The sequence below is a fragment of the Akkermansiaceae bacterium genome (genome assembly GCA_017798145.1).
In the GTDB taxonomy this organism is placed as follows: Bacteria; Verrucomicrobiota; Verrucomicrobiia; order Verrucomicrobiales; family Akkermansiaceae; genus Luteolibacter.
Window position 1 is genome coordinate 724,009 of the sequence record CP059069.1, and the last position, 22,820, is coordinate 746,828.

The 22,820-nt window shown below is 61.7% G+C and carries 21 protein-coding genes and 1 tRNA gene; 11 read left to right on the forward strand and 11 right to left on the reverse strand.

Annotated elements, in window-relative coordinates:
- Positions 1-11: 11 nt before the first annotated feature.
- From HZ994_03075 to HZ994_03090, 4 genes are read right to left on the reverse strand one after another with little or no spacing between them, the layout of a single operon-like run.
- Positions 12-596, reverse strand: a complete 585-nt coding sequence (locus HZ994_03075) for a membrane integrity-associated transporter subunit PqiC (GenBank protein QTN31353.1) — start codon at positions 594-596, stop codon at positions 12-14.
- A complete protein-coding gene (locus tag HZ994_03080; GenBank protein QTN31354.1) occupies positions 593-1,600 on the reverse strand; it encodes an MCE family protein in 1,008 nt (335 codons plus the stop codon). Before HZ994_03080 ends, HZ994_03075 begins: the two co-directional genes overlap by 4 nt.
- A complete protein-coding gene (locus HZ994_03085; GenBank protein ID QTN31355.1) occupies positions 1,597-2,379 on the reverse strand; it encodes an ATP-binding cassette domain-containing protein in 783 nt (260 codons plus the stop codon). The genes HZ994_03080 and HZ994_03085 overlap by 4 nt, the downstream gene beginning before the upstream one ends.
- The gene (locus HZ994_03090) at positions 2,379-3,500 is read right to left on the reverse strand and encodes an ABC transporter permease (GenBank protein ID QTN31356.1); all 1,122 of its coding nucleotides are present in this window, start codon (positions 3,498-3,500) and stop codon (positions 2,379-2,381) included. Before HZ994_03090 ends, HZ994_03085 begins: the two co-directional genes overlap by 1 nt.
- A 190-nt stretch (positions 3,501-3,690) precedes the next feature.
- Here HZ994_03090 and HZ994_03095 point away from each other — a divergent pair, with 190 nt between their 5' ends.
- Together HZ994_03095 and HZ994_03100 are read left to right on the forward strand one after the other, a co-directional pair.
- Positions 3,691-4,443: a prepilin-type N-terminal cleavage/methylation domain-containing protein gene (locus tag HZ994_03095; GenBank protein ID QTN31357.1), complete on the forward strand. Its 753-nt coding sequence runs from the start codon at positions 3,691-3,693 to the stop codon at positions 4,441-4,443.
- A 110-nt stretch (positions 4,444-4,553) separates the two neighbouring features.
- Complete coding sequence (locus HZ994_03100) at positions 4,554-6,140, forward strand: amidohydrolase family protein (protein QTN31358.1); 1,587 nt, start codon at positions 4,554-4,556, stop codon at positions 6,138-6,140.
- A 38-nt stretch (positions 6,141-6,178) separates the two neighbouring features.
- Here the strand turns inward: HZ994_03100 and HZ994_03105 are convergent.
- Positions 6,179-6,253: transfer RNA gene (locus HZ994_03105), tRNA-Gly, on the reverse strand.
- Positions 6,254-6,377: 124 nt separating this feature from the next.
- On the opposite strand from HZ994_03105, the gene trpC reads away from it, so the two are divergent.
- The gene (trpC, locus tag HZ994_03110) at positions 6,378-7,163 is read left to right on the forward strand and encodes an indole-3-glycerol phosphate synthase TrpC (protein QTN31359.1); all 786 of its coding nucleotides are present in this window, start codon (positions 6,378-6,380) and stop codon (positions 7,161-7,163) included.
- 10 nt (positions 7,164-7,173) lie between these two features.
- On the opposite strand, the gene HZ994_03115 is transcribed toward trpC, so the two are convergent.
- Entirely contained in the window at positions 7,174-8,088 is a 915-nt protein-coding gene (locus tag HZ994_03115) for a UbiA family prenyltransferase (protein ID QTN31360.1), read from the reverse strand.
- Positions 8,089-8,194: 106 nt separating this feature from the next.
- Between HZ994_03115 and HZ994_03120 the strand changes: the two genes are divergently transcribed.
- The gene (locus HZ994_03120; protein ID QTN31361.1) at positions 8,195-8,782 is read left to right on the forward strand and encodes a DUF1080 domain-containing protein; all 588 of its coding nucleotides are present in this window, start codon (positions 8,195-8,197) and stop codon (positions 8,780-8,782) included.
- Between the two features lie 33 nt (positions 8,783-8,815).
- Here HZ994_03120 and HZ994_03125 read toward each other — a convergent pair whose 3' ends face one another.
- Complete coding sequence (locus tag HZ994_03125) at positions 8,816-10,279, reverse strand: NAD(P)H-hydrate dehydratase (GenBank protein QTN31362.1); 1,464 nt, start codon at positions 10,277-10,279, stop codon at positions 8,816-8,818.
- A gap of 23 nt (positions 10,280-10,302) precedes the next feature.
- The gene (locus tag HZ994_03130; protein ID QTN31363.1) at positions 10,303-11,529 is read right to left on the reverse strand and encodes a hypothetical protein; all 1,227 of its coding nucleotides are present in this window, start codon (positions 11,527-11,529) and stop codon (positions 10,303-10,305) included.
- A gap of 174 nt (positions 11,530-11,703) precedes the next feature.
- On the opposite strand from HZ994_03130, the gene HZ994_03135 reads away from it, so the two are divergent.
- From HZ994_03135 to HZ994_03150, 4 genes are all read left to right on the forward strand, one after another.
- Positions 11,704-12,060 carry a hypothetical protein gene (locus HZ994_03135; GenBank protein ID QTN31364.1) on the forward strand — a complete coding sequence of 119 codons (357 nt, stop codon included), beginning with the start codon at positions 11,704-11,706 and terminating at the stop codon, positions 12,058-12,060.
- A gap of 69 nt (positions 12,061-12,129) precedes the next feature.
- Complete coding sequence (locus HZ994_03140) at positions 12,130-13,212, forward strand: GNAT family N-acetyltransferase (GenBank protein ID QTN31365.1); 1,083 nt, start codon at positions 12,130-12,132, stop codon at positions 13,210-13,212.
- A gap of 25 nt (positions 13,213-13,237) precedes the next feature.
- Complete coding sequence (locus HZ994_03145; GenBank protein ID QTN31366.1) at positions 13,238-13,807, forward strand: DUF1802 family protein; 570 nt, start codon at positions 13,238-13,240, stop codon at positions 13,805-13,807.
- A gap of 380 nt (positions 13,808-14,187) precedes the next feature.
- Positions 14,188-14,634: a 3D domain-containing protein gene (locus HZ994_03150; protein ID QTN34302.1), complete on the forward strand. Its 447-nt coding sequence runs from the start codon at positions 14,188-14,190 to the stop codon at positions 14,632-14,634.
- 10 nt (positions 14,635-14,644) lie between these two features.
- On the opposite strand, the gene cls is transcribed toward HZ994_03150, so the two are convergent.
- Entirely contained in the window at positions 14,645-16,090 is a 1,446-nt protein-coding gene (gene cls, locus HZ994_03155) for a cardiolipin synthase (protein ID QTN31367.1), read from the reverse strand.
- A gap of 95 nt (positions 16,091-16,185) precedes the next feature.
- Here cls and HZ994_03160 point away from each other — a divergent pair, with 95 nt between their 5' ends.
- The 3 genes from HZ994_03160 to HZ994_03170 all read left to right on the forward strand — a co-directional run bounded on the left by HZ994_03160 (position 16,186) and on the right by HZ994_03170 (position 19,314).
- Positions 16,186-16,737 (forward strand): shikimate kinase, encoded by a 552-nt coding sequence (locus tag HZ994_03160; protein ID QTN31368.1) that lies wholly within the window; start codon positions 16,186-16,188, stop codon positions 16,735-16,737.
- Positions 16,734-17,759: a tRNA epoxyqueuosine(34) reductase QueG gene (gene queG, locus HZ994_03165; GenBank protein ID QTN31369.1), complete on the forward strand. Its 1,026-nt coding sequence runs from the start codon at positions 16,734-16,736 to the stop codon at positions 17,757-17,759. The genes HZ994_03160 and queG overlap by 4 nt, the downstream gene beginning before the upstream one ends.
- Before the next feature lie 154 nt (positions 17,760-17,913).
- Positions 17,914-19,314, forward strand: coding sequence for an L-serine ammonia-lyase (locus tag HZ994_03170; GenBank protein QTN31370.1), 1,401 nt, complete (start codon positions 17,914-17,916; stop codon positions 19,312-19,314).
- Between the two features lie 121 nt (positions 19,315-19,435).
- Here HZ994_03170 and HZ994_03175 read toward each other — a convergent pair whose 3' ends face one another.
- Together HZ994_03175 and HZ994_03180 are read right to left on the reverse strand one after the other, a co-directional pair.
- The gene (locus HZ994_03175; protein QTN31371.1) at positions 19,436-20,884 is read right to left on the reverse strand and encodes a DUF1501 domain-containing protein; all 1,449 of its coding nucleotides are present in this window, start codon (positions 20,882-20,884) and stop codon (positions 19,436-19,438) included.
- Positions 20,885-20,887: 3 nt separating this feature from the next.
- Positions 20,888-22,801 carry a DUF1553 domain-containing protein gene (locus tag HZ994_03180; protein QTN31372.1) on the reverse strand — a complete coding sequence of 638 codons (1,914 nt, stop codon included), beginning with the start codon at positions 22,799-22,801 and terminating at the stop codon, positions 20,888-20,890.
- Positions 22,802-22,820: the final 19 nt, after the last annotated feature.

Here is a 22,820-nt window from a genome sequence, read left to right on the forward strand (position 1 = left end):
GCAGCCGCATTTCACAGGCTGCGAGTGATCGCCCGGGAAAGGCGTGCCAGCGCCTCGTTCATCGCCTTGACACGGACGGACAGCTTGGCGGCCTTGGCATCCGTCGACTCGGTGATGGGGACGGATGTGCGGAAGGACTTCGGAGCAGCATCACCGCCGCCTATGGGCTGAAGCTTCCAGGTGCACTCCAGAAGCAGCGAGCCGTCCGGCTCCGGATCGAAACGCTCGATGCGGATCTCCACGAGCGAGCTGTAGTCCCGGGTTATGAAATTGCCCGATGGCTGGATGTTCGTCGAGCCGGTGAGGCGGCGCAGGTTGTCCGCCATGACACGGGCGATGCCCGCATCGAGTGGCTCTGACCAGAGATCTTTTTCATGGATCTCCAGCCTGCCATCCCCGGTGCGGGTGATGAGCTCGCTGCGGTCCATGTAAGGCGGGAGCGAGGGGCGGGCTATGGCTACGGCGGGCGCAGCGGAAACCGGCGTGCGGGATACGATCGGGGAATCCAGCAAATGTCGCACAGGGCTGTCGGAAACAGGCTGGAACACGGTGCAGGCGGTCAGGAGGAACGCTAGGGTCAAGGCTGGGATTTTCATTCGGATTTCTTGCCGCGCAGCAGGCTGCCCGGGTTGCGTTTCAGGTCGTTGGAAAGCTCCCGCAGCGTGCGGGATGCGGCCTCCGTCTCGTGGAGCAGGTTCTGGAAATCCAGCAGCAGCGGAGACCTTGGATCCGTCACCTTGGAAAGCTCTGCCGTCGCCTTCTCGATCTGGTCGAGGCTTACCTTGGTTTTTTCGGCAACCTCACGGATATCGGCCAACAAGGGTTCCATGTTCTCATTGCCCTTGGCGCTGATTTCCCGGATATCCTTGAGCGCCTGATCGAGGTTCGCGAGGGATTCCTTGATTCGGCCGTCCGAGGTGATTTCCCGGACATCGCTGGTGATGGCGGTGAGGTTCTCATTCATTTCCTTGAGATCCAGCCCGCCGATCTGCTCCTTCGCCCCTTTGAGCACATCGCGCATTTCCATGATCAATCCGCCGAGATCCAGGTCGTTGATCTTTTTCAGCCCGTCGGTGATGCCTGAAATCAGCTCGTCGATCTCCGTGGGTATGGTGGGGACGACAGGATATTCGGGCTCGCCCGGCTGCGCGTAGGTGAAGCCCTGAACATTCGGCACTATGTCAAACTCGATGTAGAGCTGGCCGGTGACAAGGCTCTGCTGTTTCATCCCGGCACGCAGCCCCTGCCTGACCGCCATCGCCACCCCCGCCTTGGTGGAGAAATCAAGCGTCCCGGCTCCGGCCCCGCCCACGCTTTTCAGGTCTTTCGCGGTTAGCTCGACGACGACCGGGATGATCTTGCGGTTGCCCGCGGGATCGATGATCACGCTGATGGAGGAAACCCTTCCGATGCCAACCCCGCCGAAGCGCACATCGGAACCGACTTGGAGGCCGTTGACGCTTTTGTCGAAATAGAGGAGCACCTTGTGCGTCTTCTCGAAGTATTTCCCAGCGCCCAGCAGCACCAGGGCGGCGGCGACGATGAGCAAGCCCACCAAAGTGAACAGGCCTATCATCGTGGAACTGGCTTTCTTGCTCATGCTTGTCTGCGGTTGGCTGATGTATCGCCGCGGCTCAGGAAAATGCGCACGGCCTCGTTGTCAGACCGCTCCCGAAGTTCTCCGGGATCACCGGTCGCACCCTGTTTCCTAGTTTCTGTATCCAGGAAAACCGAGTTGTTGGCGATTGCAAAAATGCTGGCCAGCTCGTGGGTGACGATCACAAAGGTGGATCCAAGCGAGTCCCGCAGGCTCAGGATCAGCTCATCGAGGCGGCTCGAACTCAGCGGATCGAGCCCGGCACCGGGTTCGTCGAGGAAGAGGACATCCGGATCCAAGGCCATCGCACGGGCGATCCCCGCCCGCTTGTTCATCCCGCCGCTGACCTGCGCCGGATAGTAATCCTCATAGCCGGAGAGCCCGACGAGAGCGAGCTTGTAGGCGGCCAGATCACGGATCTCCGCCGCGCCGAGATCCGTGTGTTCCTCCAAGGGCATTGCGATGTTTTCCGCAAGTGTCATCGAAGACCACAAGGCACCGGATTGGTACATGACCCCGAATCGACGGATGAAGGACAGTCGCCCGGCGGCATCCGCGGCGGTGAAGTCGTGGCCATCGTGGTACACCGCGCCCCGCGCCGGCTCCTTCAGGCCTATCATGTGCCGTAGCAAGGTGCTTTTCCCGCAGCCGCTGCCCCCCATGATGACGAAGATGTCCTTGTCCATAACATCGAAGTTGAGGTCTTCCATCACCACAAAATCCCCGTAGGACATGGTCAGGCCCCGGACGGAAATCTTTGCGCTTGGATCGACTTTTCCCATCAGATGTCCAGCAAGGTGAAAATGACCGCAAATGCGGAGTCCAGGATGATGACGGAGGTGATGGAAGCGACGACCGCCCGTGTCGTCGCCTGTCCCACGGCCGAGGAGGATGAGCCGGAATTCATTCCCTGCATACACCCGGAAATCGCGATCGCCGCACCGAAAAAGACACTCTTGAAAACGCCCAGGGAAGCCTGGGTGAGATCCACCGTGGTCAGCATTTCCGTCCAGAAAAGCTGCGGTGGGATCCCCACCCACGCCGCCACCAGCATCCCCCCGAGTATGCCGATCACGTTCGAATACACTGTCAGGATGGGCATCATCAGCACCAGCGCGAAAAGCCTCGGCAGCACAAGGTAGTCGAAGGGATTGAAGCCGAAGGTCTTGAGCGCATCGATCTCCTGGTTTGCGTTCATGCTGCCGATGTGGGCGGCGAAGGATGCGCCGGTGCGGCCGCTCATGATGATGGCTGTCATCATCACCCCCATTTCCCGCACCATCGCGATCCCCACCAGATCCGCGACGTAGAGACTGGCTCCGAAGCTCGCCAACTGCACGTTCCCAACGAACGCCAGTATCATGCCGATGAGGAAACTGATGAGCGCCACGATGGGCAGGGCGTCGACCCCGCAATCCTGCACGACTGCCCAGAAATCGCCGCTGCGGAAACGTGCCCGCCCGGTGAAAAACCGAAGCATCGCCAGAACGGCATCGCCGACGAACTCCAGCATGGCTAGCAGCGCCCCCCACGCAGCGCTTGCGCCCGCGCCGAGCCGCCCCAGACCATGGGGCGCCGCGCCGCGGGATTTCGCCTCGCTCCTTTCAGGCACCTTGGTGGCAAGCTCAAGGAGCTTGCGCAGATTCTCAGGCAGCCCGTCGAAAACCGGTTCTTTCACCCCGGATTCACGGAGCTTGCCCAATAGGTAGGCAGGCAAGGTCGAGTCGAAGGAGCCGAGCCGCTCTGCCTTGATTTCATCCGGCCAAGCGCCTACCGCATCTCCAGTGATCTCAGGTTTGCCACCCGCCATCCAATCGCCCGCAAGGGTCAGCGAAAGAACACCGCCTGCACTTTCCCAAACGGCTCGCGGTGGTATGGATCTGTCCGCCTTGTCGCTGTTCATACCTCGGGAAAATCACAGGAAAGGGCTTTTCGCCGTTCAATCCGCCAAACATCTTGGCCTTGCGGCCCAGGGATGGCGAGCCGGAAATCCCCCCGCCAAGGACATCGCGCGACCCTCCAATGCAAGCGCACGATTTCCTCAAGAAAACATCGTGTGATTTCCCAAAAGCGGCATATTCTCCATGAAACCCATGATATCCGCAAGAATCCCTTCCGCATACGGAAAGCGCAATCCGAACCCAGGATTCACCCTGGTTGAGCTTCTCATAGTGATCGGCATCGTCGCCGTGCTGGCCTTGATCAGCATCCTCGCCGCAAGAAAATTCATGAACAAGGCGATGGAAACCAAGTCCCTCAACACGATTCGCCAGGTCGCCACCGCGAACATGGCCTACGCCCAGGAAAACAACGGCGAGATCAACGTGGTGCGTGTGGATTCGGAAACCCAGGTCGAACGCAGGCCAGGCCGCGGATATGTTGCGGACTCCTTCTGGGGCAGGATCACACCGTATCTCTTCTCCGACATCGCATATTCAAGCGCAAACCAACCCAAGCTGGCCGCCGACATCAAGCAGCGGCTGCTCACCTTCCACGGCACCACGAATATCAATACGATGGCGAAAACCTTCCAGAGGGACGTGCCGATCTACGGGGGCGACGGCTCCGGCATCAAGGTTCCCTACACATTCAGCACCTATCTCGCCCCATGGAACAGGATCGTCAAGACATCCACCGTCGCTGACCCCGCCCAAACAGCCTACATGACGTTCGGTTCCTACCGTTTCAACGAGAACGACATGTCCGAATACAGCCCGCATGTATCGCCCCGCATCCCTCAAAAACGGGTCGATTTCTTCAGCAACCGCAAGGCGGCCATCATCTTCCTCGACGGGCACCTTGAAATGGTCGGCACCCCCATGCCGAAACGCCGTTTCGGCCAGTAGCGGAGGGATTCCAGCGGCATGTCGCCGCCTTGTTCGCCAGGAACATCGGATAGCCGTGCTTTCTTTTCTCGACGGCATTGAGAAGTGCCGGGATGATGGCGACATTCCAGATGAGCCGTAAAATCCAGCCCGCCGCGAGTTCCATCGCCCTCCTGCTATCCCTGCAATGCGCTCTCCCGCTCCATGCCGGGGAGGCTCCCTTTTTCACCCCTGAAAAGGACAGGAAAGGAATGCAGGGCGGACTCCCCACCGACCCGAAGCTCCCCAACGTGCTGATCCTCGGCGACTCCATCTCCATCGGATATACGCCCGCCGTGCGCGATGGACTCAAGGGCAGGGCAAACCTCATCCGCCCCAAGGAGAATTGCGGTGACACCCGCATGGGCTTGGCGGGGATCGACAAGTGGCTGGGTGACACGAAATGGGATGTCATCCATTTCAACTGGGGGCTCTGGGATCTCTGCTACCGGAATCCCGAATCGAATTCCCAGGGCAAGCGCGACAAGGCCAACGGCACCATCTCCATACCCATCCCCGCTTACGAAAAAAACCTCGAAAGCCTCGTCACCCGCCTCAAGCAAACCGGAGCCACCCTGATCTGGGCCAACACCACCCTCGTGCCTGAACACGAGGTGGGGCGTGTCGCCGGGGACGAACTCCGATACAACGCCGCTGCCGCCCGTATCATGGAAAAACACGGCGTGCGGATCAACGACCTCCGCGCCCTCACGGGAACCTTCGGCAAGGAAATGTTCAGCGGCCCGGGTGATGTGCATTACACGGCGGCCGGCTCAGCGAAGCTCGCCGAGCAGGTCGTCGCGGAGATTTCCAAAGCACTCCATAACGGCGGTGTCATCGACACCCATGTCCACCTCTACGATCTGGCCCGCCCGGAAGGAGTGGGCTGGATCCCCAAGGACAACGAGAAACTCTACCGCAACCACCTCCCCGCAGACCACGAACCCATCGCCAAGGCCAACGGGGTCACCGGTGTCGTGCTGGTGCAGGCAGGCCAGAGCCTCCCTGACAACCAATGGAACCTCGACATCACCGCCCACAACAAATCCCTCTATCGCGGCGTCGTCGGGAACCTCTCCCAAGTCATCGGAACGGATGCTTTCCTCCCCCTTTTCGGCAAGCTCTGCCAAGACCCGCGCTACCTCGGATACCGCCTCTCCGGACGCAACGGCAGATCCATGGACGGTGCCTTTTTCCGCGATCTCAAACTGACCGCCGAAGCCGGGAAAAGCGTCGATTTCCTCCTCGGCGACTACACCCTGCGCGATGTCGCCACCGTCGCCAGGCGCATGCCCTCGCTGCGCATCATCGTGGATCACTTCGGGGGTGTCAGGCTCGATGGAAAACCGCTCCCGGAGGAATGGATCGCGGAGTTCCGTGCCGTGGCGGAGTTCCCCAACGTCCATTGCAAGGTCTCCGCCCTCTACGGCCGCGTTGCCGAACAGCCTGCGCCGACCGATCTCGCCTTCTACAAACCTGTCCTTGATCTTGCCTTCGACGCCTTCGGCGAGCACAGGCTCATCTACGGCAGCGACTGGCCGGTCACAAAAACCACAGGCGACTACGCCTCCGTCCTGAGGCTCACCCGCGAATACTTCCAACCCAAGGGACCAGCCATCTGCGACAAGCTTTTTCGCCTCAACGCCGAAAAATTCTACGCAATCCCTCCGATGGAGTGAACTGCACCGCCACCGGAAACGGTTGGGCGCAAAAAAAATGGAGCGGGCGATGAGATTCGAACTCACGACATCCACCTTGGCAAGGTGGCGCTCTACCACTGAGCTACGCCCGCGTCGCTATGCGCGTGCGGAGTTGTTACCCTACCGCCGGACGGGATCAAGAGAATTTTGGCGAAATTTCGGGAAAATATCCTCCACACATCCGCATCGGGAGCCTACCCATGCGCAACTGCAACCATGACCGACAAACTTGCCGAAATCATCGCCACCAAACACACCGAGGTGGAAGCACTGCTGCCACGCGCCGCTCACCTCCGCGCCGCAGCACTCCAGCGCAACGATTTTCGCGGCTTCCGTGCCGCCCTCGACCGCGGGCCGTCCCAGCTTGCTCTCATCGCGGAGGTCAAGAAAGCCTCGCCGTCCGTCGGGCTGATCGATCCGGACTTCGACCCCATCCGCCAGGCCGGGCGCTACATCGATGGGGGCGCATCCTGCCTCTCCATCCTCACCGATGAGAAGTATTTCCAAGGATCGCTCGGCTATCTGTCGAAAATCTCCGAATTCTCCCCAATCCCCCTGCTGCGCAAGGATTTCACCATCCACGAGACCCAGATCCATGAGGCGGTCATCGCAGGCGCGGATGCCATCCTGCTCATCGTTGCCGCGCTCGATGATGAACTCATGCGCCGGCTCTACGACGAGGCGAAATCCTTCCAGCTCGATGTCCTCGTGGAAGTCCACGACCTCCCTGAAATGGAGCGCGCCCTGGAACTCGGCGCGGATCTGATCGGCATCAACAACCGCAACCTCAAGACTTTCGAGGTCGACATGGCCACCACCGAGCGCCTGGCCGAGGAAGTGCCGGATGATGTGATCCTCATTTCCGAAAGCGGGATCAAGACCCATGAGGATGCCCTCCGTGCGCTCAACGCCGGGGCGAACGCCCTGCTCATCGGCGAGACACTGATGCGCGCCGATGATCCCTCCCGCGCCATCGAGGGCTTCATGGAACTGAGCCTCTAGCCCACCCCGATCAGGTCGCGGGGGCGAGACGCTGCAATGCCCGGCCAAGGATGAAGGCCAGCGGGGGCAGGAAAACCGCGATCGAGAACATCGGGTCGAAGGCGGCTACCCTTCCCAATCCCAGCCAGATCAGAGCCATTGGCAAAAGGATCACCCAGTCCACCAGCGGGATGCCGGCCAGCAAGGCCGAAACATGGGACGGAACTGGCGACTGGTATTTCGTGAGGCACAGCGCCATCCATATCGAAAACGGCACCAATCCGACCCAGCCCACGTTCGGCATGATCAAGATGGGGAGCACGGCGGCGATCAGGCCTGTGGCCGCCAGCAGCAGCATCGACCTGTGCTTCATCTCACCCGGCACCTCCGCCCGGGATTCCCACCGCGCACTCATCGAAAGCACGACGATGTAGAGAAGCAGGGCCAGCGCCGGCAATAGGGCTGGCCCGGCGATGCTGCCGCGCATCGCCACGTAGCCGAGCACAGGCAGGCAGGCGCGGCACAAACCCATCGGGATCACCGACCATGCGGCGGTTTTGTGGATTTTCGTGTAGAGCGCGATGAGGCTCACCAGAACCGCCGAGACAATCACCGCGCCCCAGCCATGGATCCCTGCGAGGATCATCCCCACGGCGATCCCGGCAGATGCGAAGTTCAGATACTCGTGGGGCCAGAACAAGCGCCTGGGCAAGGCTCGCTCCGGGCGATTGGCGATGTCCCAGTCCCGATCCGCCCAGTCGTTGAGGAAATTACCCGCCACATAAAAAAGCACCGCCGCAACCATCAGAAGCCACGGCCAGGAGAAATCCGCCCCCGACTCCACACTCCCCAGCAGCACCCCGACCCCGAGGTTGCTCACCACGCTCGGCACGTTCGCGATGCGCGCGGTGGAAAGGAGCGCATTGATTTTCGATCCGGGTCTCATCCGCACAAAGCAGTACGCAAAGGGTTCACAAGGCAAGTACCGCTTGCCGCTTGCGCCAGAGGCCTGAACATGCGATTGGTCAACCATGTTGAAAATCTTCGCTTTTATGCTTACTTGCTCCCTTCCGGGTTTCTCCGATAGCATCCCGCTCTTCAACGGGAAGGACACCGCAGGCTGGGAGTTTTCAACTCCGGAGGGGAAAGCCGCATGGTCGGTGAAGGATGGGGTGCTCGCCTGTTCCGGTGAGCCCATCGGCTACATCCGCACGGAAAAGGAATACGAAAACTACAGCCTGACCCTTGAGTGGCGGTGGCAGGCAGGGGCGGAAAAGGCCAACAGCGGCCTGTTGCTCCACATCTCCACCCCCAACGCCGCCGGCCCCTGGCCCAAATGCATCGAGTCCCAGCTTGGCCAAGGCAACGCAGGCGATATCTGGACGATTGGGGAAAAGGCTGTCGCGAAGGGAGTGAACAAGGGCGGCCGCTGGATCCGCACCGCAGACCCCGCAGAGAAAACCCCCGGCGAATGGAACACGATGACGGTCACTTGCAAGGGCGATTCGCTCACCATCACGGTCAACGGCGTGACGGTGAACGAGGCGACAGGCCTCAGCGCCGCCAAAGGTGCCATCGGCGTGCAGTCCGAGGGTTCTCCCATCGAGTTCCGCAACATCGTTCTCACCGCCATCGAGTGAGCCGATCCCACGCGCCGCCTCGTCTGCCGGGAATCAGCGGCACGCACTTCCCCAGTCACGCAAGGCCAGGCCGAGCTGGCCCGCTGCACTCGTAGCGGTGGATGGGCTACCCTTTTCCGAAAACGAAATCTCCGCCGCCCTGCCGCAGAGCCACGCGCCGAGCGCGGCGGCATCGAAGGCATCCATCCCGCCGGCCAACAAGGCTCCCAGCACCCCGGAAAGCAAATCGCCCTGCCCGCCGTTCGACATCGCGGGCGTGCCGGTGGAATTGATCCGCAGTGCCGTCCCTCGTTTCGCGATGATGCTCCTCGCGCCCTTGAGCAGAAGCACGGCTTCCCTTTCCGAGACAAAAGCCCGCGCGGCATCCTCGCGGGAAAGCCCGCAAAGCCCCGGAGCCAGCCCTGCGAATTCACCGGGATGAGGGGTCAGGAGGTGGAGGCTTGAGAGTGGGATTCCACGCGCAGCAATCAGCTCGAGCGCATCCGCATCAATCACTGCAGGGACTCTCGCGGTCGCGACAAGCTCCGCCAAACCGTCCGCAAACCCACCCGCCACCCGCCCGAGGCCAGGCCCGATGACAAGCGAATCGTATCTTTCTGTTAGCAAGGTTGCGGGATCATCGCAGGCAACGAGCATCGCCTCAAGAGGCAGGCGTGCGAGCATCGCATCGCAGGCGCGGGAGGGGGCATGAAGAGTGACCAGCCCGCCGCCCGCACGGATCGCGCCAAGTGCGGAAAGCAAGGCCGCCCCAGTGAACTGCGGTGAGCCGGCAAGGATGCCAACCCTGCCCGCCATACCCTTGTGGAAATCGAAAGGCCGCGGCCTTTTCCCGAAGCCCATCGCCTGCGGGCATACCAATTCCATGTCCCCGGCACCCTGCGCCTCCAATCCATCGACAGGCACGAGATGGAGGGTTCCGCACGCATCCGCCGCACGGCCCATGAGCAGTCCGCGCTTCGCCGCGCCGATCATGAACGTGGCATCGGCGGTGACAGCCCCGGGAAAAGCCACGCCGCTGTCCGGATCGGTGCCGCTGGGCACATCGACCGCCGCGATGAGGGCCCCGCGCCTACTGCGGAGCAACTCCATCTCCGCAATCATCCCCGCGATCGCACCGCGCGGAGCCCCTTCCGCGCCCATCCCTAACAGCCCATCGATCAGCAGCAAGGGGCCGGGTGGCGCGTTCACGGAATCGACGGGAACGAGATCCTGCAACTGCTCCCTGGCGAGGGGGGCCCATTGATCCGCAGGAAAGGCGGCACGGACGGAAACGTCCCAGCCGAACTCATCTCGCAAGACCCTGAGCGCGATCAGCGCATCGCCGCCGTTGTGGCCTTTTCCCGGATAGGCGATGGCCGCACCCCTTTTTGGATATGCGTTGCCGAGAGCCTGCCCGAGCGCATGGCCTGCCTTGGCCATCAGCTCGGATTCGGGGATTCCGGCGGCCATTGCCCGTGCCTCGATCGCCCGCATTTCCTCCACTCTGACCGCCTTCATGGATGCCAATCTGCCATGGATCTTCATGGCTTCCAATCCGGAAGCGTCTCCTCCAGGATTGCGGCGATTCGTTTCCTCTCGGATGCCGCGAGCCAATCAATGCGCTGATCCCCCCCAGCCAGCGCCACGCGCATTTTCGCAAGCACCAGCGATTTCACCGTGGGTGGCAGGCTGCGGAATGCATCCGAATAGATCATGAAGGAACAACGCCGCTTGAAGATCCGCCCGTAGAGCCGGAAATCCGCGAGCGATTCGCCTTTCGCTGTCTGCGGATACCGCGCGATCAAGGCGTTCTGAAAGGCCGCATTCCCCTCCACGCCCTCCCCCAGATCCGCCTCGTCCTTGAAGAACATGCAGTCGGTGATTTTCTCTGCCCAGGATTCCGCCACGCTGCCTGCAGAGCCTTTGTCGGGATCGGCCGACGGATCGATGATCCCGGAAAAATGGCGTGATCGGCGGTAGTTCATCGAGGCCGCGTTGAGCAAGGTGTGCATACGGCACTGGTGCTCCAGCACGAGCAGGGCGACGATGTCGCTGGTTGGGCGGAGATACCTGGTGACATCGATCTCCGACCTCAGGTCGTCCATTTCCGCGCGATCAGGATGGCTCCCACCATCCTCGGTGAAAGTCCGGTTGCCCAGATGAGGCATGGCGCTGCGGCCGGTGACATACCAGCCGCCCCAGCGCTCCGCGATAGGCGTTTGGTCGGTGACATCCGTGGTGCCGAGGTGCAGCAAGGGGTGGCCTGCTTCATCGGCGAAAACGGAACGGATCAGCAGACCCGGGACATTTTCGGTGCGAGCCGTCGCGTGGCAGGACATGCAGTTGTTCGTATCCCGCTGGATTTCCAATCCGCCCTTGCGATCCGTCCCGACGAAGTAAAACACCGGCCCGAGCACCGGATCCTGCACCACCGCCTCGATCGCCCCGCCGGGGACATAGCCGACATAGGCGTTTTCCGAAAAATACAGGGCGCGCGGGTTGCCGGGGTTGATGAGATCGTTCTGGAGGCTGGTCTTCGAAAACACCAGCACCTGGGAGTCAGCCGGGACATCCAGGACATTGAGCACATAACGCAGGCGGGTCAGGGCATCTCCCGGCGGAACCTCCATTTCCCCCTTGGAAAGCAGGGCGAGTTTGTCCGTGGCTTTTGTATCCGAGTAGTTGAGCGGCGCACGATCCCAGAAATCCACGTGACCCTGCGCCCCGGCGCCCGCCTGGAGGCAGGCGCTTAGCGAGAGACCGATCACGGTTTTACGGAAAACACGCACAAAGCGGATGATACGCTTCCTTGGACTGAACCCTACAGTCGTTTTCGCCCAAACACTGCGCATGGATTGCCATGCCAAAGGGAAACACGGATCTTTCCTTTGTTTTCCCCCTCATGCTGCTATAGTTGTCATGAAATAAAAATTACCAAAGCCATGCCATTCGAACTAACAGAAGACCGCAAGATGAAAGACCTGATAGGAAGGGTCGGGGACGATGTTTCCCAACTGAGGAGCGATATCGCCTCGCTGTTCTCACACACGGGCCGCCACGCCCTGCCAACAAGCGCCCGCGAGCTGCGAGCACAGGCGAGGGAACGCCTCAGCGCAGGCGGTGAATACGCCGCAAGCTACCTCCGCGAGCATCCGGGCCGCTCTTCCGTGGGGATATTCGGCGGACTGGTGCTGCTAGGTGCCGCCGGAGCGGGGATCTATTATCTTTGCAAAGGAAGGCTCCCCTGCTGCGGCGCTGCCGCCTGCTCCGGCAGCGTAGCCGATGAAGGGACCGAATGACCCCGGCCCCCCTCACCTGATCCGTTCATTCGCCTTTATTTCCTCAAAGCGCCCGCTAGTCTCCGTCCCGTGGTCGAGAAAAGTGACTTGCGCGCCGTCCTGCAATACATCCCCCAGTTCCGGGGCAAGATTTTCTGTGTCCTCATCGAGGCAGGCCTTTTGCCAGAGCCGGCCGTCGCGGAAACCCTTCTCGATCTGGCCGTATTGGAAGATCTCGGGGTGAAGCTCGTCCTCGGTGTCCTCGGCGGCGACCTGAAGGATCTCTATGATTGGACCCTGGAATGCGAGATCATGGCCGCACGCGTCACCCGCCCCATCGAGGACGAGGAAGCGGCCCAGGAGGTGAGGGAGATCCTCCAGCGCGGCCAGTCGGCGATCATCGACGCATCCGGCATCGGCCCGCTGGATCCCAAGGTTGTCGCTTTCGCGAAGCGGATCGGGGTTTCCAAGGTCATCGCGCTGCTGGAAGAGAGCATCCTGGTCAACGGCCAGCCCGCGCATGCAATCCGTGCGGCGGATGTGCCTGCCGTGCTGGAAAAGGAAAATGTCCGGGGCAGCGACCTGCTCCTCGCCGCGGCCGCAGCCTGCGAGAGCGGCGTGCCCCGCGTCCATGTGCTCAACGGCAGGCAGCAGGGTGTGCTGGTGGATGAGCTTTTCTCCAACGAAGGCGTGGGCACCATGATCCACGCCGACAGCTACCGGGTCATCCGCGAACTCCGCGAGGACGACATCCCCGAGTTGCTCGGCATGATTGGTCGCGTGGTCCGCCGCACCAAGCTGGTGCCCCGCAACTACGAGGACATCCATGCCAAGATCACTGATTACCGGGTCATGACGATCGATGACAACGTCGTCGGCTGTGTCGCCCTCCACGAATACCCCGGGGAAAACTGCGCAGAGGTCGCCTGCCTTTACGTCAAGCAGGCGCACGAAGGCCGCGGATACGGCGTGGAACTCGTCGCCCATGCGGAGAAAATCGCGATGGAGCGCGGCGTCCCGCGGGTCTTCGCCCTGACCAACCGCGCCGCGGATTTCTTCCGCCGCGCCGGATATGCGCAGAGCGATCTGATCGCCCTGCCCTCACCCCGCCGCGCCCAGTTCATCGCCAGCGGCCGGGATTCCCTGGTCTTCGAGAAATCGTTTTCCGAATAACCCCCACTCCAACCCCCATTTTCCCATGTCCATCGCATTCAAGGAATGGCAGGTCGTCTGCGACGCTCTCGCCAGCGGCCGCCAATCGATACTCCTCCGCAAGGGCGGCATCCACGAAGGCCGCGCCGGGTTCAGCTTCGCCCACGAAAGGTTCTATCTTTTCCCCACGAAATTCCACGCCCAGGCGGGATACGTCCGCGAGGGCGATTTCACCCCGGAGCGGGAGTGGCAGGTCGGCGACAGCTTGCGCATCACCCACCATGCCGTCGCCTCTTTCGCAGTGACGCTCACGGATTGGGCCCAGCTTGAGGCGCTGGGGCCCTATCATATCTACACCGAGGAGACCCTGCGGGAGCGCTTCGACTGGGAGGGAAAGGGCATGGCATCCGGAAGCATCCACCTCGCCCTCGTTCGCGTCTCCAAGCTGGAATCCCCCCTTGAGCTGACCTATGAAAAACGCTTCGGCGGCTGCCGCTCATGGCTGGAACTTGAGCCGCCGGATCCCGAAAACGCCTTACCTGTGCTAACCCAGGATGTATTCTCGGCATTATCGGACACGATTTCCCGTATCGCCGGAAGCTCCGCAAGCCCCTGAAACCCTTGGTTTTCGGCAAATATTTCATATTTCCTAAATATCTTGATTTTTTTCCATTGCCGTATCCGATCGGGATAGCTAGAAACACAAGTCTTTTGGCAAAAAACCAAACTCGCAAGCCTGCCTCCTTGCGATCCCTTAACCCCACGTTTGCCAACTCACCGCAAAACATGAGATTATCCCATCTTTCCGCGCTGGCCGCCATCGCAGCCCTGCCCTTCCTCGCCAGCTGCGGGTCCAACATCAACATCGTCTCGAAAGGCGATATCAAATCCCACGGCCACGGGATCAACTATCGGCCCAGGCAGGACTTCAATGTCCCGCCCGCCTCCTCCGCCCTCCTCGCCGCCGCATCCGCCAAACCGAAGGACAAGCACTCGATGCCGATCTACTCCTTCTCCGAGCGCAACCGGGTGGTGCGCACCACCGCCTACACCTGTTCCGAGGACGATCATATCGTCTACGGCAGCAAGAACGCCGCAGGCACCAACCTACGCTATTCCGACCGCGTCCGCAGCGCCGCCGCCGATTGGTCGTTCTACCCGGTCGGCACCGTATTCCGGGTGAAAGGCATGAAGCAGCTCTACGTCATCGATGACTACGGCTCCGCCCTCACCGGCACCGGAACAATCGACATGTACCAACCTTCCAAAGACCTCATGAACCAATGGGGTCGCCGCAACGTCGAGATCAGTGTGGTGCAGTGGGGATCCTTCACCCGCAGCGCGGAGATCCTCAGCAAGCGCACGTCGTTCTCCCATTGCCGCCAGATGCTCGCGAACATCACCCGCCAGCGCCCGGATCTCGCGAAATTCGCCTCCCGCTGATCTCCCGCCTTCACTGCAACGGAGCCATCAGCCTAGCGGCCCGGCACGCCGCCCTGAACAGGAACGGCTTTTCCGCAAACTCCCCTTCCAGCACCTCCACGCTGGAAGAGAAGTCCCTTTCCAACATCCCCTTGACCTGCTCCACAAAAGCCGCATCGGAGACAAATGCAGTGATCTCGAAGTTCAGGCGGAATGAGCGGTTGTCCAAGTTCGCCGTGCCGACAGCCGCCATCCTCCCGTCGATGAGCATCACCTTCTGGTGCAGGAAGCCCCGCTGGTAGCGGAATAGCTTCACCCGGTAGGGAATCGCCTGCTCATGGTATGTGTAGGAAGAAAGCCAAACCAGGATATGGTCTGGACGGTCGGGCAGCATGATGCGGACATCGACACCGCGTATCGATGCGAGTTGCAAGGCAGCCATCACCCCCTCGTCCGGCACGAAATACGGGCTCGCGATCCACAGCCTCTCCCGCGCCGTGTTCGCCGCCTCACACACAAGAAGCTTCCAGGAATCCAGCGGATCCGCCGGGCCGGTCGGGATCACGGCGGCAATCTGGTCCGCGTCCCGTCCCTCCCCCGCCCACTCCAGCTCCGGCACCCTGTCACATGCCCAGAACCAGTCCTCAAGGAAAACAAGCTGCACCGCCTCCACCGCAGGCCCGCGCATCATCAGGTGGGTATCGCGCCAGGCCCCGAATTTCTTGTTCCTCCCCAGATACTCGTCGCCCACGTTCAGCCCGCCGATGAACGCCGTCTTGCCATCGATCACCACGATCTTGCGGTGGTTGCGGAAATTGAGCTGAAGCCTCGACCACCAATGCCGGTTCGCGCCAAAGGACTCGCACTCCACCCCGGCATCCTCCATTTCCCCGAGGAAGGTGGATGACAGCTTGTGTGAGCCTATCTCATCGAAAAGGAAATACACTTTCACGCCCGCCCTCGCCCGCTCGATGAGAGCCTGCTGGAATTTCCCGCCCACCCTATCGTTCTTCACGATGAAGAAATTCACGCATACGTGCTTCTCGGCAGCCGCGATCGCCTCGAAGAGCCGTGCGAAAGTCTCATCGCCGTCGATCAGCAGATCCAGGTCGTTGCCGCGGGTGAAAGGCAGCCCGCCAAGCTCTTCCGCCGCCCGCTCGAAGGCATCCTCCTCAGGAAGGTTCACCGCATAGCGGCCGAGGCGCCCGTGCATGTCGGAGGCCAGCCTCCGCAGCTCCACGTCGTTGCTGCGCCGCGCGCGGACATACCCGGAGAACTTGCTCCTGCCCAACAGCCAGTAGAGCGGGATCGCCAGGAACGGCATCGTCAGCAGGGAAACCACCCAGGCGATCGTCCCCTGCGAGGTTCGCGTGTTCATCAGGGCGTGCAGGATGTGCAGGAATCCGAAAACATAGAACGCCACGATCCCAAGCAGGCCGAGCAGGGTGGTTGGATCGATGTTTACGAACTCGGGCATTCGAAGACCCTAGGCGGTTTCCCAAAATGGACAAGCTGCGGAGCAAAACGATTTTGCGGCTTCTACCATCCCCGGCACGGTTGTAGGATCACGCCATGAATCAAACGGAACCGACACCGAAGAACATCGTTCTGATCGGCTTCATGGGCAGCGGCAAATCCACCGTTGGGCGCGAGCTCCACCAGCGGCTGGGTTATCCCCTGACAGACATGGACCATCTCATCGAGCAGACGATGGGGAAAAGGATCACCGAAATCTTCAAAGAGCATGGCGAGCGCGCATTCCGCGATTTCGAGACCCTCCAGCTCATCGAAATCGCGAAAAGGACGGACACCCGCCACATCATTTCCACCGGCGGCGGCATCGTCATCCGCCCGCAGAACCGCTCGCTCCTCCGCAAGCTCGGATACGTCGTATGGCTCCACGCACCGGAGGATGTCATTTTCGAGAGAACCTCCCGCAACCGCGACCGCCCCCTCCTGAACGAACCCAATGCCCGCGAACGCATCACCGAGCTGATGGCCGAGCGCAAGCCGTGGTATCAGGAAACCGCCCACCTCCGCATCGATACCGCAGGGCTGGATTCCAGCGAGATCGCCACCGGCATCCTGGAGAGCGCACGCTACTTTTTCACCCAGCCCGTATGAGCGCGGAAACCGTGAAAGCCTGGGCGGCGGAGCTCGGCTTCGATGACTGCCGCATCGCCGCGGCGAAAACCGCGACACACGCGGACGATTTCCACGAATGGCTCGCAGATGGCCGCCACGGCGAGATGGCCTGGCTGGAGCGCAACCCCGCCCGCCGCTGCGATCCACGCGAAGTGCTGCAAGGCTGCAAGTCCGTCATCACGCTCGCCATCAACTACTACACCGGCCAATCCCCCTTTCCGGAAGGCCATCTGCAGGGCTACCGCATCGCGCGCTACTCCTGGAACGACGACTACCACGATCTCGTCGAGAAGCGCCTCGCGGAATTCAACGCGAAGCTCATCACGCTCGGCGGCACCCAGCGCTACTACGTCGACACCGGCCCCGTGCTCGAGCGGGATTTCGCCACCGACGCCGGCCTTGGCTGGAACGGGAAATCGACCGTCCAGATCCATCGCCGCCTCGGCACATGGTTCTTCCTCGCCGAGCTGCTCACCACCCTTGATCTGACGGCTGACCAGGCCTTCGGGGATCACTGCGGCAAATGCACCCGATGCATCGCCGCCTGCCCAACCCACGCCATCACGGCCCCCCACAAGCTCGACGCCCGCCGCTGCATCTCCTACCTCACCATCGAGCACAAAGGCTCCATCCCCTTGGAATTCCGCCGCGCAATCGGCGACCGCATCTATGGCTGCGACGATTGCCTCGATGCCTGCCCGTGGAACCGCTTCGCGCAACAATCCCGGGAAATCTCCTTCCGGGCCCGCCCGGAAATCTTCTCCCACACCCTCCGCGACTTCCTGTCCATGGATCAGGAAAATTTCTCCCGCATCTTCGCCAAATCTCCCATCAAGCGCATCAAGCGAGCCCGCTTCCTCCGCAACGTGTGCATCGCCCTTGGCAACACAGGAACCCCCGAAGACCTCCCCGCGCTCCATCTCGCCGCCGCAGACCCCGATCCCCTCATCTCCGAACACGCCGCATGGGCCATCCCGGAAATCCGCAACAGGTGGCCATGAGGACGCAAGCCTCGTTGGAACCATCACAGGCCTTCCGATTTGAGGCCTGTGATGGAAAGGTGGTCTTGTCCAGCAGCCGGCACATGATTCACTCTTGGTTCGGGGAGCATTACAGCAAAAGTCCGCCGCCACACCGGAAACAACCAAATCGCCCATGAGCCGCAGCCCCGATACATCGCACAGCCTGGCCGTCCACTTCTCCATCCTGGATTTCTTTTCCATCGGCATCGGCCCGTCCTCCTCGCACACGGTCGGCCCCATGCGTGCGGCGGCCGCTTTCGCGAAGGGGCTTGGGGGCAAAGCGGTTGCCCGCGTGCATTGCAAGCTCTACGGCTCGCTGGCCGCCACCGGAAAAGGCCACGGCACGGACGGCGCGCTGATCCTCGGCTTCTGCGGGGAGCTGCCGGAGACTGTGGATGTCGATGCGATGCCGGAACTACTCGAAACGATACGGGCGGGAAAACGCCTGAAACTTCCCGATGGCAGGGAGATCGGCTTCACGGAAAAGGACGACCTCGATTTCGCCCGGATGAAGGCGCTGCCAAGGCACCCGAACGGGATGCAGTTCACCGCCTTCGACGAAGCGGGAACGATCCTCGCAGAGGACGTGGTCTATTCGCTCGGCGGTGGTTTCATCCTCAGCGAGAAGGATTGGGAGAAAACTCCGGCGGGCGCGCCCGTGAACATCCCCTACCCCTTCGAAAGCGCAAAGGATCTGCTGGATCACTGCATCGCCAGCAAGCTTTCCATTTCCGGCCTCATCCTCGCCAACGAGGCGGCCTACCGCCCCGAGGCGGAAACCCGCGCCCGCCTCGATGCGATCTGGGCCGCGATGCGCGGTTGCATCAAGCGCGGCATTTCCACCAGCGGGATCCTGCCCGGCGGACTCAAAGTCTCGCGCCGGGCCAAGGATCTTCATCGCCATCTCCTCACCGTGGAGCAGGAGTCGTCCGGAGATCCGCTGGCGGTGCTCGACTGGGTGAACCTCTTCGCGCTCGCCGTGAACGAGGAGAACGCCGCGGGCGGCAGGGTTGTCACCGCGCCCACCAACGGCGCGGCCGGGATCATCCCCGCCGTGCTGGAATACGCCGTCCGTTTCCGGAAATCCCCGCATCCGGACGGCGTCCACCGTTTCCTTCTCACCGCCGGTGCCATCGCCACTCTCTACAAGAAAAACGCCTCGATCTCCGGGGCGGATGTCGGCTGCCAGGGCGAGGTCGGCGTCGCCTGCTCGATGGCGGCCGGGGCGCTCACGGAATTCCTCGGTGGCAGCCCGCAACAGGTGGAGTGCGCGGCGGAGATCGGCATGGAGCACAACCTCGGCCTCACCTGCGATCCCATCGGCGGCCTGGTGCAGATCCCCTGCATCGAGCGCAACGCGATGGGCAGCGTCAAGGCGATCAACGCCTCCCGCCTCGCCCTCAACGGCAAGGGCGCGCATTTCGTATCCCTCGACAAGGTCATCCGCACCATGAGGGACACCGGCCGCGACATGAAAACGAAATACAAGGAAACCTCGCGCGGCGGCCTCGCGGTGAACGTGGTGGAGTGCTGAGTGGAGTAGGCGCGACATCGAGCCTTGAGTTCGGGCGGGTGCCGCCATCCGCAGTGGGAAAGATCCTGCAGTCGGCGGGGAGGCCGGCGGGGAACCCAAGGCGCGGCGACGCGCCTAGTCCTCACGCGAATACATCCCGCAAAGCTTTCCCATGTCCGTCGCGGGTCGCGTAGAACGGGCGGCTCTCGATGTCGAACTCGGTCTTGGGGCTGATCCCCATGGCGGTGAAAATGGTTGCGTGGAGATCCTCGATGCTGACCGGCTTGTCAGCGAGGCACGGCCTCTCATCCGCGGTGGCACCGTAGAGGAAACCTTTTTTCATCCCGCCGCCGAACATCACGACGGATGACCCGCCGGTGAAGTGCCGGTGCAGGCCGTAGTGCTTCATTTCCTTGAGCACATCAGTCTTGGCACGGGATTGGTCCTTTGCGCTGGAGCCCGGCACACCCTCGATCATCATGTCGCGGCTGAACTCGCTGGCGATGATGACGAGCGTGCGATCCAGCATCCCGCGCTCCTCCAGGTCCTTGATGAGACGGGCGATGGGGCGGTCGATCTGCTGCTTCATCCGCTCCGCCGTGGTATGGCCGTTCTCGTGCGTGTCCCAGTGGAGAAAGGGCACATACTCGGTGGTGACCTCGACGAAGCGGGCGCCGTTTTCAACAAGCCTCCGCGCCAGCAGGCAGCCCTGGCCGAACTGTCCGGTGTCATATTCGTCAAACACCTCTTTCTTCTCCTTGGAGAGGTCAAAGGCCTCGCGTTCCTTGGAGCCGAGCAGGCGGTGGGCGTTGTCGAGCGAGCGAAGCATGGATTCCTGGTGGTAATCGCTCAGCTGCTCCGACTTCGGCGAGTTTTTCAGGAGATCTTCCAAGGCCTTGTAGCGTTTTGCGAAACGATCCGGGGACATTCCGCCCGGCGGCTTCACGGCCTGCGATGCCTCATGGGGGAAAGGCAGGTTCATAGGGCCGAACTCGCTGCCGAAAAAACCGCCGGTTGTGAAGGCTTTCAATTCCTCGCTCTCCCCCACCCCTTCGAGGCGCTGGCCGATGTTGATGAAGGGCGGCATGACCTCGTTGCGCCCGCCCAGCACCTTTGCCATCCATGCGCCGATGTGCGGGGCGGCGACGGTCTGGGGCGGCACGTATCCGGTGTGCCAGTGGTATTGGTGGCGGGAGTGCAGGATGCTGCCCAGATCCGCCTGGACGTGGGAGCGGATCAGGGTCGCGCGATCCATCACGGAGGCGATGTTTTCGAGGCCTTTGCAGATCTTGATGTTGTCCACCGCCGTGTCGATGGCGGGGAAGGTGCTGATGATTTTCTCAACCGGGGTGCCCACCTCGTAGGGGAGGTATGCCTTCGGATCGAAGGTCTCGGGGGCGGCCATCCCGCCGGCCATCCAGAGCAGGATGCAGGAATCGGCGGTGGCCGCCGGATGGATGGATTTTCGCTCCGCCGCCATGGAGCGCGGTGCGCCGCCGAGGAAAGTGGCGGCGGTGCTTGCGCCGAGCGCGCGCAGGAAGTTGCGCCGGGTTTGCTGCGGGAGCGCTTCGTTGTACCAATCGGGGTTCATGGTTTAGTTGATGTAATGGAATTCGGGCAGCATGAAGACGGACCAGAGGAAATCCTCCGTATCTTCGGCGGATGGCTTTTCGCCTAACATCGAAAGGCCGATGGCTGTTTCCTCGGTCGTGGGTTCACGGGAAACGGAAGCACGGAAAACCTTCCGGATCAAATCCTTGGGTTGGGCATCGTTCCCAATTTTCACCGCCCCATCCCGGATCAGCCCCGCAAGCTCCGGGCCGTTGGAAAGATTGATCGCCTCCAGGGTGGTGACCGAATCCGGCCGCGAGGTGACGACCTGGTCCCGGTTCGGGCGGCCCAGCGCGGCCTGCAGGGAATCGCGTTTCCCGAAAGCCGTGCGGATGGGTCTGTCGTCCCATTTTTGCAAGCCATGGGTCTCCATGACCACCGCGAGTTGTCCACCCGCGCCGCCTTTCTTGAAAGCCGCGCCGTCAGCCTTCTGCCAGACACCGGTGACGCTGCGTATCGCATCCAGGAACTGCTCCGCCGTCATCCGTTTCCGGACGGGACCGCGGAACACGTATTCCGCATTCTCGTCCTCACGGATTTCCGCGCGCGATTGGTAGGTCTTCGATGTCGCTATGAGGCGCAGCACGGATTTCAGATCGTAACCGGACTCAACGAGATGGTTCGCAAGGAAATCCAGCAGATCCTCGCTCCATGGGGCCGTATTCATCGCATCGACGGGATGAACGATGCCACGGCCCATGAGCTGCGCCCAGAGGCGGTTCACGATGGTGCGCTGCATCCTGCCGTTATCCGGATGGGTCATCAGGTCGGCGAGCTGTTTCAGGCGCTCGTCGCGGGGCTTTGCCGGATCGATCTGGCCGAGTTCCGGGAAAAGCCATGAGGCGACGGCCATCTCGCCGGTGGGCTTGTCGCAGCGCTCGAGTTCCATGGGTTTTTCCGAATAGATTGCGGCGAGCCCGTATGCCTCTCTCAAAGTCCAGCGGTCGATGAAGCTGTCATGGCAGGAGGCGCACTTCATGTTGATGCCGAGGAAAACCTGCGAGACGTTCTGGGAGAACTGTATCTGTGTCGTCTGGCTGGCGTTTACCTCGCCTCGCCACGTGATCCCGTCGATGAAACCGCGCGACTCCTTAGTCGGTGCGACGAGCTCCCTGACGAATTTGTCGAAAGGCTTATTTTCTAACAGCGAGGGGTACAGCCATCCGGTGACCTGCTGGCGCCCGCCGGTGATGAAGCCCGTGCCGCCGTAGTCGTTGCGCAGGAGGTCGTTCCAGAAAGTCATCCAATGTTCCGCGTAGCCCTGGTTATCGGCCAGCAGGCGGTCTATCACCGCGGCCCTGTCGAGCGGCTTGCCCGGGGAAATCATCGCCACCAAATCCGGCGAAGGCGGCAGGCCGACCAGATCCAGCGAGGCTCTGCGGAGAAAGGTGGAGTCATCCGCCGCGCCCTGGAATCTGATGCCCTCGGCCTTGAAATGCTCCGCCACGATCAGGTCGATCGGGTTCGCACCCTTTGGTCCGGCGGGCAGCTTGACCGGGCGGGGCTTGAGGGGTGGCTCGTAGCGGTCTTTGGCAAAGGTGAAACCCTCTTCCCACGGTAGGTCGGCGGCGATCCAGCGTTTCAGCGCATCGATCTCGGCGGCATTCAGCGGGGCTTTCTTTTTCCCCGGAGGAGGCATCCTGAAATCGGGATCCTCATCGGTCAGCACCTCGATGAGCAGCGAGGCATCCGGATCGCCGGGCTCCAGCACATCGGCCTCAAGCAGCATGGCGCGGGTGTTCATCGAAAGCCCGCCCTTGGATTCATCCCCGCCATGGCATTCCACGCAATGTTTTTCCAAGATGGGAATCACCTCATGGGCGAAATCGATCTCGGCACGGAGCGACAGGGCAGCCGTGAGGGTAACTGCGGCGTGAAGGACTATGCGTTGCGTCATCGTTGATGCTTTTTCGAAG